At 70.9% G+C, this 12216-nt stretch carries 14 protein-coding genes; 7 read left to right on the forward strand and 7 right to left on the reverse strand.

Annotation, left to right across the window (positions count from 1 at the left end; genetic code table 11):
• Positions 1–122 precede the first annotated feature (122 nt).
• Both AB0I21_RS25080 and AB0I21_RS25085 read right to left on the reverse strand, forming a co-directional pair.
• Complete coding sequence (locus tag AB0I21_RS25080) at positions 123–611, reverse strand: methylated-DNA--[protein]-cysteine S-methyltransferase (protein WP_360564617.1); 489 nt, start codon at positions 609–611, stop codon at positions 123–125.
• Positions 611–1993 (reverse strand): AlkA N-terminal domain-containing protein, encoded by a 1383-nt coding sequence (locus AB0I21_RS25085; protein ID WP_360564619.1) that lies wholly within the window; start codon positions 1991–1993, stop codon positions 611–613. Before AB0I21_RS25085 ends, AB0I21_RS25080 begins: the two co-directional genes overlap by 1 nt.
• Positions 1994–2188: 195 nt before the next feature.
• Here AB0I21_RS25085 and AB0I21_RS25090 point away from each other — a divergent pair, with 195 nt between their 5' ends.
• On the forward strand, positions 2189–2740 hold the full coding sequence (locus AB0I21_RS25090) for a hypothetical protein (protein WP_360564621.1): 552 nt from the start codon (positions 2189–2191) through the stop codon (positions 2738–2740).
• Between the two features lie 35 nt (positions 2741–2775).
• Here the strand turns inward: AB0I21_RS25090 and AB0I21_RS25095 are convergent, their stop codons facing one another.
• Positions 2776–3591: an AAC(3) family N-acetyltransferase gene (locus AB0I21_RS25095; protein WP_360564623.1), complete on the reverse strand. Its 816-nt coding sequence runs from the start codon at positions 3589–3591 to the stop codon at positions 2776–2778.
• Between the two features lie 34 nt (positions 3592–3625).
• Between AB0I21_RS25095 and AB0I21_RS25100 the strand changes: the two genes are divergently transcribed.
• The 4 genes from AB0I21_RS25100 to AB0I21_RS25115 all read left to right on the forward strand — a co-directional run bounded on the left by AB0I21_RS25100 (position 3626) and on the right by AB0I21_RS25115 (position 7280).
• A complete protein-coding gene (locus tag AB0I21_RS25100; protein ID WP_360564625.1) occupies positions 3626–4456 on the forward strand; it encodes a TIM barrel protein in 831 nt (276 codons plus the stop codon).
• A 70-nt stretch (positions 4457–4526) separates the two neighbouring features.
• On the forward strand, positions 4527–5699 hold the full coding sequence (locus AB0I21_RS25105; RefSeq protein WP_360564627.1) for an endonuclease/exonuclease/phosphatase family protein: 1173 nt from the start codon (positions 4527–4529) through the stop codon (positions 5697–5699).
• Positions 5700–5708: 9 nt separating this feature from the next.
• Positions 5709–6794, forward strand: a complete 1086-nt coding sequence (ychF, locus tag AB0I21_RS25110; protein WP_360564628.1) for a redox-regulated ATPase YchF — start codon at positions 5709–5711, stop codon at positions 6792–6794.
• Positions 6795–6803: 9 nt separating this feature from the next.
• The gene (locus AB0I21_RS25115) at positions 6804–7280 is read left to right on the forward strand and encodes a phage tail protein (RefSeq protein ID WP_360564630.1); all 477 of its coding nucleotides are present in this window, start codon (positions 6804–6806) and stop codon (positions 7278–7280) included.
• Here AB0I21_RS25115 and AB0I21_RS25120 read toward each other — a convergent pair.
• Entirely contained in the window at positions 7261–7848 is a 588-nt protein-coding gene (locus AB0I21_RS25120; protein ID WP_360564631.1) for a Uma2 family endonuclease, read from the reverse strand. The two genes, AB0I21_RS25115 and AB0I21_RS25120, sit on opposite strands and share 20 nt — an antisense overlap.
• A gap of 38 nt (positions 7849–7886) precedes the next feature.
• On the reverse strand, positions 7887–8198 hold the full coding sequence (locus AB0I21_RS25125; protein WP_344503756.1) for a 4a-hydroxytetrahydrobiopterin dehydratase: 312 nt from the start codon (positions 8196–8198) through the stop codon (positions 7887–7889).
• A gap of 206 nt (positions 8199–8404) precedes the next feature.
• Between AB0I21_RS25125 and AB0I21_RS25130 the strand changes: the two genes are divergently transcribed.
• Both AB0I21_RS25130 and AB0I21_RS25135 read left to right on the forward strand, forming a co-directional pair.
• Positions 8405–8803, forward strand: a complete 399-nt coding sequence (locus tag AB0I21_RS25130) for a (deoxy)nucleoside triphosphate pyrophosphohydrolase (protein ID WP_360564633.1) — start codon at positions 8405–8407, stop codon at positions 8801–8803.
• Positions 8800–9300 (forward strand): DUF1990 domain-containing protein, encoded by a 501-nt coding sequence (locus tag AB0I21_RS25135; RefSeq protein ID WP_360564635.1) that lies wholly within the window; start codon positions 8800–8802, stop codon positions 9298–9300. Before AB0I21_RS25130 ends, AB0I21_RS25135 begins: the two co-directional genes overlap by 4 nt.
• A gap of 27 nt (positions 9301–9327) precedes the next feature.
• Here the strand turns inward: AB0I21_RS25135 and AB0I21_RS25140 are convergent, their stop codons facing one another.
• Both AB0I21_RS25140 and AB0I21_RS25145 read right to left on the reverse strand, forming a co-directional pair.
• Positions 9328–10344 carry a succinate dehydrogenase/fumarate reductase iron-sulfur subunit gene (locus AB0I21_RS25140; RefSeq protein ID WP_360564637.1) on the reverse strand — a complete coding sequence of 339 codons (1017 nt, stop codon included), beginning with the start codon at positions 10342–10344 and terminating at the stop codon, positions 9328–9330.
• Positions 10344–12209 carry a fumarate reductase/succinate dehydrogenase flavoprotein subunit gene (locus AB0I21_RS25145; RefSeq protein ID WP_360564638.1) on the reverse strand — a complete coding sequence of 622 codons (1866 nt, stop codon included), beginning with the start codon at positions 12207–12209 and terminating at the stop codon, positions 10344–10346. Before AB0I21_RS25145 ends, AB0I21_RS25140 begins: the two co-directional genes overlap by 1 nt.
• Positions 12210–12216 lie beyond the last annotated feature (7 nt).

The following is a 12216-nucleotide window of genomic DNA, read 5'->3' on the forward strand; positions in this document are numbered from 1 at the left end:
ACGCCCGCAGCAATGGAAAAGATCCGCAGCGTGACGAGAATCTTCCCACGAACGAACCAGTCCACGGTAGATCGCCTACGTGAACCCCGCCATTCACGCAGTTGAGAAGACAAAACTGTCAATTAAGCGACAGAAGCCTCATGATCGAGCAGCCACCGCTTGACCGGCAGCCCCCAGCGGAACCCGCCCAGGGTCCCGTCGGTGCGCAGCACCCGGTGACACGGCACGAAGAGGGCGGCCGCGTTGCGGGCGCAGGCCTGCGCGGCGGCCCGGATCGCCGGCGGCCGGCCGGAGAGTGCCGCGAACTCGCTGTACGTCACGGGCGCGCCCGCCGGCACCGTCCGCAGGACGTCCCAGGCGTGGGTGAGGAACTCGCCGCCGGGACGCTGGCGCACCACGACGTCGTCGATCGCGTGCACGTCACCGTCCAGGTAGGACTGTGCGGCCTTCTGCGCGTCGCCGACGTCGCCGACCTGCCGCAACGAACCCACGTCGACGAACAGCGACAGTTCCCCGAGCGAAGCGGTGAAGCCGCTGGCCAGCACCGCGCCGTCGTCGTCCACCACGATCGTGAGCGGACCGGCCGGGGTGGCTGAAACGGAGTACAACATCAGTGAATCCTCCAGAGTCGGATGACGGCGTAGGAACGCCACGGCCGCCAGCGCTCGGCGTGCGCGGCCAGGGATCGGGGGTCGTCGGGCAGACCGAGGGCCCGCGCGCCGCGCAGCACCCCCAGGTCGGTGGGCAGGAACGCGTCGGGGTCGCCGAGGGCGCGCATCGCCGTGTACGACGCGGTCCAGTCCCCGATGCCGGGGATCTCCTTCAGGCGGGCCACGGTTTCGGCACGGTCGCCGTCCCCGTCCAGGCTCAGCCCGTCCAGCACCGCGGACGCCAGGGCCCGCAGCGTGCGCCGCCGTGCGGCCGGCATGGCGAAGTCGGAGTCCGGCAGCTCCAGCAGCGCCGCGGGGGTCGCGAACGCCAGCCGGCGCAGCACGGTCCGGGCCGCCGCGACCGAGATCTGCTGCCCGACGATCGCGCGGACGGCGATCTCGAACCCGTCGACGGCGCGGGGCACCCGTACACCCGCCTCCTTCAACACCAGAGGCGCCAGGAGCGGGTCGTCGCCCAGCACGGCGTCCACGGCCGCGGGGTCGGCGTCGAGGTCGAAGAGGCGGCGGCAGCGGGCCACCGCCGGGGCCAGGTCGCGCAGGTCCGTGAGGCGCAGCGTGGCCGCGACGTGCCCTTCCTCGGGGCGCAGCTCGGCGGTGCCGGTGCCGTGCGGCAGGCGGAGGTTTCGCCGGTACGAGTCGCCGACCCGCTCGTCGATGCCCTCGATGGCCCGGTCGCCGAGGAACGACAGCAGCGCCTCGGCGTGCACCGGCGCCCGGAACGGCAGCCGTACGGACACCACACCAGGGTCGAGCGACGGCTGCGTGCGCCGCACGCGCAGGTCCGACGGCGTGCGGCCGTAGATCTCGCGGACGGTGTCGTTGAACTGCCGCACGCTGCCGAACCCGGCCGCGAACGCGATCTCCGCCAGCCCGAGCCGGGTCGTCTCGATCAGCACCCGGGCCGTCTGCGCCCGCTGCGCCCTGGCGAGGGCGAGGGGGCCGGCCCCGACCTCCGCGGTCAGCATCCTGTGCAGGTGCCGTTCGGTGTACCCGAGGCGCCCCGCCAGGCCGGGAACCCCGTCCCGGTCGACGACGCCGTCGGCGATCAGGCGCATCGCCCGGCCGACCACGTCGCCGCGCACGTCCCACTCCGGCGAGCCGGGCGCCGCGTCCGGCCGGCAGCGCAGGCACGCCCGGAAACCCTCCCGCTGCGCCGCCGCGGCCGTCGGCAGGAAGCGCACGTTCTCCGCCTTCGGCGTGATCGCCGGGCAGGACGGCCGGCAATAGATCTTCGTCGACTTGACCGCGGTCACGAAGACCCCGTCGAACCGCGCGTCGCGGCTGATCGCCGCCCTGCGACAGGTGTCGAAGTCCAGTTCCATGCCACCTATCCTCCCCCGCAGGTCCGCCGAGCGGCTGGCGGGAATCGGACCTCGGTGTCCGGGCCGGTCGAAGGCGTGTCAGGTTCCGGACCGGCCACTGGCACGTTTGCGGGATTCACCCGTCCCGCGGGTTGTCTAAGTTGATCCCACCACCGAGAAAAACCGACGGCCCCCAGCCGAGATGGAGATAGCACCATGAGCGACTACGAGACCGACCCGGCCACCGGCGAGCTCGGCGAGGCCGGCGACGCGGGCGCCGCCTACGGCGAGCCGGAGATCATCACGCTCGAGGGCCAGGACGGCGCCACGATCTACGCCGTCGACGTGGACCACGACGGCGACGCCGAGGCCGCCGGCTACGACAAGGACAACGACGGCCAGCTCGAGCAGATCGCGCTCGACACCGACGGCGACGGCACGCTCGAGACCAGGATGGTCGACCTCGACGGCGACGGCTCGTTCGACGCGGTGCTCACCGACACCGACGGCGACGGCCGCATCGACGTCGCGGCGCTGGACGCCAACGGCGACGGCCTCGTCGACCGCGTGGTCGCGGACACCGACGGCGACGGCGTCATCGACACCGACGTCAGGGACGAGAACTTCGACGGCGTCGCCGACTCCGTCTCGCAGGACGCCGACGGCGACGGCGACAGCGACGTGACGGTCACCGACACCGACGGCGACGGCACGTTCGAGACCGTCCGCTACGACGACCCCAGCACCAACCCCCTGGCCCAGGCCTGACGCGTGGCACGCAGGGGGTCCGGCCCGCGGTGACCTCAGCCGGACCCCCTGCGTGACAGCCACATCGCGCCGAAGTCGACCAGCGCCCGCTGCCGCATCAGCCGCGCCGTCCCCGACCCGACCGGCCCCACCCGCTCCCCGCCCGTGATCGCGGCGAAGTCCTTGCCGAGCGGCTCGAACAGCGACGTGTCGTCGGCCAGCTCCCGGTACTCGACCCAGCGCCGCACGCCGTCCACCAGGATCGGCGACCCCTGCCGGAGCCACCGCGACGAGGCGGACGCCGCGCGGTACTCCGCAAGATGCAGCGACGTGTTGTTGTCGTGCCCGACGCCCAGCAGCAGCACCCACGCGTCCGCCTCGTAGAGCCGCGCGAGCGGCGAGCCCTCGCCGAGGCCGTCGTCGAGCGTGTGCCCCTCGGTGATCCGTGCGGCGTCCGGGCCGAGCGCGGCGAACGACACCGTCGGATGGTCGCTGCGTCGTACACCTGGAAAATGCCGGAAACACTCGGGCACGGCCCCCATGAAGTTGGTCGGGGTGACGCGCGGGTCGAAGGCCGGCGTCTCCGCCCGGATCACCGCCCACCAGGACTGCGGCACCGGTGGGTTGCCCCAGTCGGCCGGCTCGGTCAGCTGCCGCGAGTGCGTCGGCATGACCAGCGTGCCGTCCGGCCCGATCGCCGCCAGCAGCGCCGTCACGACCGCCTGCGCGCCGCCCGCGACCCAGCCGAGCCGCGACAGCGACGTGTGGACGATGACGGTCGCGCCCGCCGGCAGCCCGAGGGTGGCCAGCTGCCCGACCATGCCCCGCACGGTCCCCGGCACGGCCGCCCTGGCGATGGCGTCCTTCTCCACGTCGAACAATCCTAGTGAGTGAATACTGTTCGGCATGGTCGAGTGGGTGCTGTCCGGGTTCGGTGACGAGATCGACGACGATCCACGCGTGCAGCTGGCGGTGCTGCGGGCGCTCGGCGCGTCGCACATCGAGGTCCGCAGCGCCTGGGGCGTCAACGTGGCCGACTTCGACGACGACCTGACCACGCGCCTCGCCGCCGCGCTGGCGGCCGCCGGGGTGGCGGTGTCGGCGGTCGCGTCGCCCATCGGCAAGACCGACGTCTTCGGCGACCCGGACGCCGAGCTGGCGCGGCTGCGGGCCGTCATCACGCTCACCCGGCGCCTGCGGAGCCGGTACGTGCGGCTCTTCTCCTTCTACCGGCCGCCGGGGGTCGCCGTGGAGGCGACCCGCGACACCGTGCTGCGCCGCCTGCGGGCCTTCGCCGACCTCGCCGAGCGCGAGCAGGTCGTGCTCCTGCACGAGAACGAGAAGGACGTCTACGGCGACGTGCCGGCCCGCGTGCTGGACCTGATCGAGTCGGTCGGCTCGCCCGCACTGCGGGTGGCCTGGGACAACGCCAACTTCGTGCAGGTCGGCGTCCGCCCGTTCAGCGACGGCTACGCGATGTTGCGGCCGCATCTGGAGTACCTCCAGGTCAAGGACGCCCGGTCCGCCGACGGCGCGGTGGTGCCCGCCGGCGAGGGCGACGGCGAGCTGCTCCAGACGGTGACGGCGCTGCGCGACGACGGCTGGACCGGCTTCGCGTCGCTCGAGCCGCACCTCGCCGACGGGCCCGACGCGGCGAAGACCGGCCCCGCGGGGTTCGGCCGGGCGGCGCGCGCCTTCGCCGCCCTCACCGCGGGCGCGGGGATCACGCTGCGGTAACTCCCGGTCGCCGGGGATACGACGGGTTGCCGACTGTGGGTCCGCGAGCGCGTTGCTACGGTCCGTGGTCATGCGCTTGGCGACGTACAACGTGGAGAACCTCTTCGCCCGGGCCCGGGCGCTCGACCCGGCCGACCCGGCGAAGGGCCAGCCGGCGCTGTCGGCGTACGAGACGTTCAACCGGATCGCCGCCCACCCCGTCTACTCCGACGAGGACAAGGCCGCGATGCTCGACGCCCTGGAGACGCTGCGGGTCTTCGTGCGCACCCGGGCCGGCCGGCGGGCCAACCCCGACCTGTTCGGCGACGCGTTCGCGGTGCTGCGGGAGAACCGCGGGGACTTCCTCGCCGCGCCCGCCGACGCCGAGCCGCACGTCGTCGCCGCCGGCCGGTCGTCCTGGAACGGCTGGGTCGACCTCATCGTCGACCCGGTCGACGAGGTCGCCACCCGGATGACCGCCCGGGTCGTCGCCGACGTGGCCGCCGACGTGCTCTGCGTCGTGGAGGCCGAGAGCCGCCCCTCGCTGGTGAAGTTCAACGACGAGCTGCTCGGCGGCCGGTACGGCCACGCCATGCTCGTCGACGGCAACGACCCGCGGGGCATCGACGTCGGCCTGTTCTGCGTCGACGGCATCGAGATCGACTGGGTCCGCAGTCACGTCGACGTGCCCGATCCGGGTTCCGACCGGCGCTTGTTCAGCCGTGATTGTCCGGTGTACCGGTTGCTGCTGCCGAGCGGCGAGGTGTTGTACCTGCTGCTCAACCACCTGAAGAGCCAGTCCTTCACCAGCGGCGACCCGGACCCGCTCCGCACGCGCCAGGCGACCGGGGTCCGGGCCATCTACGACCGCCTCCGGGCCGGGGGCGCGTCGTTCGTCGCGGTCGTCGGCGACTTCAACAAGCGCCCCGACCACCCCTCGCTGCGCCCGCTGCTCGGCCCGGAGTCCCCGCTCGTCGACGCCTACTCGCTGCCGGCCTTCTCGCAGCTGTACGACCCGCTGGACCGCGACCACGAGCGGCCCGGCAGCTTCCAGTCGTGCACGATCGGCAACCGCCTGGACTACATCCTGCTGTCGCCCGAGCTCGCGGCGCGGGTCACCGGCGGCGGGGTCTTCCGGCGCGGGCTGTGGGGCACGCCGTCCAACGTCAAACGGCCGCGGCTGTGGGACGCGTACCCCGAGATCACCAGCGCCCGGCACGCCGCGTCCGACCACGGTGCGGTCTGGGTCGAGGTTGACCTGTAGCTTTTACGCGTGGCACTCAGCATCGGGATCGTCGGCCTGCCCAACGTCGGCAAGAGCACCCTGTTCAACGCGCTCACGAAGGGCGACGCGCTCGCCGCGAACTATCCGTTCGCGACCATCGAGCCCAACGTCGGCGTCGTCGGCCTCCCCGACGCCCGGCTCGGCAAGCTCGCCGAGCTGCACGACTCGCAGAAGATCATCCCGGCGCCGGTCTCGTTCGTCGACATCGCCGGCCTCGTGCGCGGCGCCTCGAAGGGCCAGGGCCGCGGCAACGCGTTCCTCGCCAACATCCGCGACGCCTCCGCGATCTGCCAGGTGGTGCGCGCCTTCGCCGACCCCAACGTGGTCCACGTCGACGGCAAGGTCTCCCCGTCCGACGACATCGAGACGATCAACACCGAGCTGATCCTCGCCGACCTCCAGACGATCGAGAAGGCTCTGCCGCGCCTGGAGAAGGAGGCGAAGGTCCAGAAGCAGCGCGCCGGCGCCGCCGCCGCCGCGAAGGCCGCCGCCGAGCTGCTCAACGGCGGCACCACCCTCTACGCGGGCGCCGCGAAGGCCGGCATCGACGTCGCGGAGCTGCAGGAGCTGCACCTGCTCACCGCCAAGCCCTTCCTGTACGTCTTCAACGTCGACGAGACCGGCCTCGCCGACCCCGCCTTCCTGGACGAGCTGCGCGCCCTGGTCGCCCCCGCCGAGGCGATCTTCCTCGACGCGAAGATCGAGTCGGAGCTCACCGACCTGGACGAGGAGGAGGCCCTGGAGCTCCTGGCGTCGATCGGCCAGCCCGAGCCCGGCCTGCACCAGCTCATCCGGGTCGGCTTCCGCACCCTCGGCCTGCAGACCTACCTCACCGCCGGCCCCAAGGAGACCCGCGCCTGGACGGTCCCGATCGGCGCCACCGCCCCCGAGGCCGCCGGCGTCATCCACTCCGACTTCCAGCGCGGCTTCATCAAGGCCGAGGTGGTCAGCTTCGACGACCTGATGACCGCCGGCTCCCAGAACGCCGCCAAGGCCGCCGGCAAGGTCCGCATCGAAGGCAAGGACTACGTCATGCAGGACGGCGACGTCGTCGAGTTCCGCTTCAACGTCTAGGAGCCGCAGGTGTCGTACGTCGTCGACTTCGAGACCGTCTCCACCACCGGCCTGGAGTCCTCACCGGTCGCCGAGGCCCTCGCCGGCCTGCGCGCCAACGAGGCCCGCTACTTCCGGAACAAGTACGACCACGTGTTCACGGTCTTCGCCGTCGAGCCGGCGTCGGCGGCACAGGAGGCGGTGGCCTACGTGCACCGCATCCTGCTGGAGGAGCGCGACCTCACCATCGGCTCCCGCCCGCTGGAGGCGACGTCCTTCGAGGTCGACGGCGTCCGCTGGACCTACGTCTTCTACGAGTCGGGCCTGTCGGTCAACGTGCTCTACACCCTCGCGGAAGGCGGCAAGCGGGCCGTCGGCTTCAAGCTCTCCGACGGGATGGAGGTCCCCGCCGAGCTCGCCGACCGCTTCAAGTTCGCCCGTCAGCGCTCCAAGCTCGCCGGCACCATCCGCGGCACGTTCTTCGTCATCAAGGGCGAATACGCCTAGCGGGAAGCAGCTTGTCCAGCTCGATTGCCACGTCGAACGGCACCCCGACCCGGAGCGTGCCCCGGTGGATGCCGGTCGCCACGTAGGCACGGGTGGATGCGTCGAGTTCGTATGCGTACACGACCGGCGAGGATGCCTCTTCCTCGATGCGCCAATAGTGGGCAATACCGGCTTCCGCATACTTGCGCAGCTTGACCGTCCGGTCACGGTGCTCGGACTCCGGCGAGACAACCTCGACGACCAGCAAGATCTGGTCCGGCGTGTAATAGGTGCGATCCGGATCGTAGGCCGCGGTCGCTACGACCACATCTGGCTCGGGCCGGTTTCGCTTGTCGAGTTGGATCGTCATCTGCGGCTCGACTTCGACGCCTGCTGGCGCCTGGTCGATGAGGGCGCTCACCAACGCATGGATGAGCCGGGCGTGCCACGCCCGCTGCGGCGACATCATGAAGACGAGCGCTCCATCGATCAGCTCGGTGTGTCGCGGCGCTTCGGGAAGGTGATCGAGGTCGTCGGCGAACCACCCCTCGATGCGGGGTGGACGCATCCAGTCGGGCACCGCAGTCATGCTGTCATCGTAGCGTTCAGTGACGGCGGCCCGGCAATTCAGGCAGCGCCGGCGATGATGGTGCGGTAGAGGTCCTCGATGCGGGCGGCCAAGGTGACCTCGCCGGGGGAGAGGTCCGTCATGCCCGGGACGCGCAGGCGGATCTGGGTGCGGCCGTCGAGGCGGCGCACGTCGGGGCGCACCTGGAGCGCGTCGGCGACGATCTTCATGCGCTCGGTCAGTGCCGCATGCTGGGAATCGTCCAAGTGCAGTGTCCGGCGAATCTCTTCGCCGTCGTGCGTCCAGCCTTGCAATAAACCCAGCGCGTCGCTGAGATAGTCACGGTGCTGTTCGCTTCGCCTTGCCCGCATAACGACCTACCCTCCCGCGGCATCGTTGCCGGCTTGTGGCCGTTTCGAAGCCTGCCCGTCATCAACGGTGTCTGCAAGTCTGCTGGGCGACTGGTGGATCTGTCCACGGCCACATTTCCCTCGTCTGGTGAACAACAGGGCAGAGCCCGCAACCGGAACTTCATTTCGATCTGGCACCCTGGTCACCCGTGCAGACCGAACGGTTGATGCCAAGGATCATCGTCGGCGCCGCGATCATCTCCGATGGTCGCGTCCTGGCCTGTGAGCGCGCCCTGCCGCCCGAAATGGCCGGAAAGTGGGAGTTCCCCGGGGGGAAGGTGGATCCGGGGGAGACCGAGGAGCAGGCGCTCGTCCGGGAATGCCAGGAGGAGCTCGGGGTCGACGTCGAGGTCGGCGCGCGGGTCGGCGCCGACATCACGATGCTCGGCGGCGCCGCGATCCTCAAGGTCTACCTCGCCCGGCTGGTGAACGGGGCGACACCCGTGCCACTGGAACACAGCGACCTGCGCTGGCTCGCCGGCGACGAGCTCGACACGGTCCCGTGGCTGCCCGCCGACGCGCCGATCGTGGTGGCGCTGGCCCCGTTGCTACCTTCGACGGCGTGAACGTCACCTACCCCGAGATCGGCGCTACCCGCGAAGGCCCCCTGCCGCCCGGCTACCACCACGTGAACCGCCGGGTGAGGGTGGGACAAGGCCATGAGGCCTTCGCCGCCGCAGCGGCCGCCCTGGCCCGCTGGCAGCCCCAGCGCGGCGCCGGTCTCCGGCTGCGCAGCGACGAGGACCGGGTCACGCTCGGCGGCCGGTTCTCCACCGGGATCGGGATCGGGGCGCTGCGGCTCTGGGTGCCGTGCCTGATCGTGTGGATCGTCGACGAGCCGGAGCGGTTCGGGTTCGGCTTCGGCACGCTGCCCGGGCACGTCGAGACCGGCGAGGAGTCGTTCCTGCTGAGCGTCGGGCCCGGTGGCGAGGTGTGGTTCGAGATCAAGGCGTTCAGCCGCCCGGCGAAGTGGTGGGTCCGCCTCGGCAACCCCGTGGCGAAGCTGGTCCAGTCGCGGGTCACGGACCGCTATGCGAAGGCCATGCAAAAGGCGCCCCTCTGAGCGAGGGGCGCCTTTGACAAAGCGGATCTAGTGGCCGTCGCCGGAGGGCGGCGACGGGTGCTGGTAGCGCAGCTGCTCCGGCGGCAGCGGGAACACCTGGTCGTCGCCGAACGGCGAGCCGGCCGCCGCCCGGTCCAGGGTGAGCTCCGCGACCACGAGCTTGCCGTCGGCGCCGACCGGCGCCTCCTGGGCCACGGGACCCTCCTGGTGCCAGTTGCTGCTGGTGTCGGACACCGGCAGGTCCCCCTTCGCGGTGGTCGTCGTGGCGCGCGCCGGCACGGGCTCGTCCAGCTGGTCACGACGGAAGATCTTGCGTCCGAGCCAGGTCACCGGGTCGTACCTCCGATCGACAACACGTTCCTTCATCGGGATGATCGCATTGTCAGTGATTTTGATGTGCTCGGGGCAGACTTCGGTGCAGCACTTGGTGATGTTGCAGTAGCCCAGGCCCTGCTCGGCCTGCGCCATCTCCTTGCGGTCGTCGCGGGCGTCGAGCGGGTGCATGTCCAGCTCGGCGGCCCGGATGAAGAAGCGCGGCCCGGAGAACGCGGGCTTGTTCTCCTCGTGGTCACGGATGACGTGACACACGTTCTGGCACAGGAAGCACTCGATGCACTTGCGGAACTCCTGCGAGCGCTCCACGTCGACCTGCTGCATCCGGTACTCGCCGGGCTCGACGCCGGCCGGCGGGGCGAACGCGGGCAGCTCGCGGGCCTTCTGGTAGTTGAAGTTGACGTTGGTGACGAGGTCGCGGATCACCGGGAACGTCCGCAGCGGCGTCACCGTGACCGTCTCGGTCTCGTCGAACGTCGACATCCGCGTCATGCAGCCCAGCCGCGGCTTGCCGTTGATCTCCATCGAGCAGGAGCCGCACTTGCCGGCCTTGCAGTTCCACCGCACGGCCAGGTCGGGCGTCTGGGTGGCCTGCAGCCGGTGGATGACGTCGAGCACGACCTCACCCTCGTTGACCTCGACCTGGAAGTCCTCCAGCGAGCCGCCGGTGTCGTCGCCGCGCCAGACGCGGAAGTGGCGTTTGGTGCCCATCACAGCTCCTCGTCGGTCATGTACTTGGCGAGCTCGCTCCGGTCGAACAGGCCCTGCAGCTCAGGGCGCATGACCGGCAGCGGCTTGTGCTCCAGCCGGACGTCCTCGCCGTCGAGCGAGCAGACCAGGTTCACCTGGCGCCACTTCGGGTCCATCTTCGGGAAGTCCTCGCGGGTGTGCCCGCCGCGCGACTCGGTGCGCTCCAGCGCCGCCTTCGCGGTGCACTCCGACACGATGAGCATGTTGCGGAGGTCCAGCGCCAGGTGCCAGCCCGGGTTGTACCGGCGGCCGCCGCTCACCCCGACCTTCTTGACGCGCTCCTTGAGCTCCGCCAGCCGGGTGATCGACTCCCGCAGCTCGCCGTCGCGCCGGATGATGCCGACGAGGACGCCCATGATCTCCTGCAGGTCGTGGTGCAGGGTGTACGGGTTCTCCCCGGCGTCCGCCCGCGCGAGCGGCGCCAGGGCCGTCTCGACGGCCGCGTCGACCGCGGCGGCGGACGGCTTGCGCCGGCCGATCCGCTCGGCGTGCGCGGCCGCGTGCTCACCGGCCCGCTTGCCGAACACCAGCAGGTCCGACAGCGAGTTGCCGCCGAGCCGGTTGGAGCCGTGCATGCCGCCGGACACCTCGCCGGCCGCGAACAGCCCGGCCACCGCGGCGGCGGTCGTGTCCGCGTCGACCTCGACGCCACCCATCACGTAGTGGCAGGTCGGGCCGACCTCCATCGGCTGCTTCGTGATGTCGACGTCCGCCAGCTCCTTGAACTGGTGGTACATCGACGGCAGCCGCTTGCGGACCTGCTCGGCCGGCAGCCGGCTGGCGATGTCGAGCAGCACGCCGCCCGCCTTCGTGCCGCGGCCCGCCTTGACCTCGCTGTTGATCGCCCGGGCGACCTCGTCACGGGGCAGCAGCTCCGGGGGGCGCCGGTTGTTGTCCGGGTCGGAGTACCAGCGGTCGGCCTCCTCCTCGGTGTCCGCGTACTGCTTGCGGAACACGTCCGGCACGTACTCGAACATGAACCGCTTGCCCTCGGTGTTGCGCAGCACGCCACCGTCGCCCCGCACCGACTCGGTCACCAGGATGCCCTTGACCGACGGCGGCCAGACCATGCCGGTCGGATGGAACTGCAGGAACTCCATGTTGATCAGCGTCGCGCCGGTACGCAGCGCCAGCGCGTGCCCGTCGCCGGTGTACTCCCAGGAGTTGGAGGTCACCTTGTACGACTTGCCGACGCCACCCGTCGCGAGCACGATCGCCGAGCTCTCGAACAGCACGAACTCGCCCGACTCGCGGTAGTAGCCGAACGCGCCGGACACCGCGCCGTCCTCGACGAACAGCTCCGTGATCGTGCACTCCTGGAAGACCCGGATCCGGGCCTCGTAGTCGCCGTGCTCGGCGAAGTCCTCCTGCTGCAGCGACACGATCTTCTGCTGCAGCGTGCGGATCAGCTCCAGGCCCGTCCGGTCACCGACGTGCGCCAGCCGCGGGTACTCGTGGCCGCCGAAGTTCCGCTGGCTGATCTTGCCGTCCTTCGTGCGGTCGAACAGCGCGCCGTAGGTCTCCAGCTCCCAGATCCGGTCCGGGGCCTCCTTGGCGTGCAGCTCCGCCATCCGGAAGTTGTTGAGGAACTTCCCGCCGCGCATCGTGTCGCGGAAGTGGACCTGCCAGTTGTCCCGCGAGTTGACGTTGCCCATCGCCGCGGCCGCGCCGCCCTCGGCCATGACGGTGTGCGCCTTGCCGAACAGCGACTTGGAGATGATGGCGGTCTTCTTGCCGGCGAGCCGAGCCTCGATCGCCGCCCGCAGCCCGGCGCCGCCGGCGCCGATGACCACGACGTCGTACGTGTGTCGCTCGATGTTCGTCATTGGGTCG

It is taken from the genome of Dactylosporangium sp. NPDC050588, from assembly GCF_040654975.1.
Lineage (GTDB): Bacteria > Actinomycetota > Actinomycetes > Mycobacteriales > Micromonosporaceae > Dactylosporangium > Dactylosporangium maewongense.

Excerpts from the sequence above, each read along its gene's own strand:
- AB0I21_RS25080 (WP_360564617.1), bottom strand. The coding sequence starts at position 611 with ATGTTGTACTCCGTTTCAGCCACCCCGGCCGGTCCGCTCACGATCGTG.
- AB0I21_RS25085 (WP_360564619.1), bottom strand. The coding sequence starts at position 1,993 with ATGGAACTGGACTTCGACACCTGTCGCAGGGCGGCGATCAGCCGCGAC.
- AB0I21_RS25090 (WP_360564621.1), top strand. The coding sequence starts at position 2,189 with ATGAGCGACTACGAGACCGACCCGGCCACCGGCGAGCTCGGCGAGGCC.
- AB0I21_RS25100 (WP_360564625.1), top strand. The coding sequence starts at position 3,626 with ATGGTCGAGTGGGTGCTGTCCGGGTTCGGTGACGAGATCGACGACGAT.
- AB0I21_RS25105 (WP_360564627.1), top strand. The coding sequence starts at position 4,527 with ATGCGCTTGGCGACGTACAACGTGGAGAACCTCTTCGCCCGGGCCCGG.
- AB0I21_RS25120 (WP_360564631.1), bottom strand. The coding sequence starts at position 7,848 with ATGACTGCGGTGCCCGACTGGATGCGTCCACCCCGCATCGAGGGGTGG.
- AB0I21_RS25125 (WP_344503756.1), bottom strand. The coding sequence starts at position 8,198 with ATGCGGGCAAGGCGAAGCGAACAGCACCGTGACTATCTCAGCGACGCG.
- AB0I21_RS25130 (WP_360564633.1), top strand. The coding sequence starts at position 8,405 with ATGCCAAGGATCATCGTCGGCGCCGCGATCATCTCCGATGGTCGCGTC.
- AB0I21_RS25140 (WP_360564637.1), bottom strand. The coding sequence starts at position 10,344 with ATGGGCACCAAACGCCACTTCCGCGTCTGGCGCGGCGACGACACCGGC.
- AB0I21_RS25145 (WP_360564638.1), bottom strand. The coding sequence starts at position 12,209 with ATGACGAACATCGAGCGACACACGTACGACGTCGTGGTCATCGGCGCC.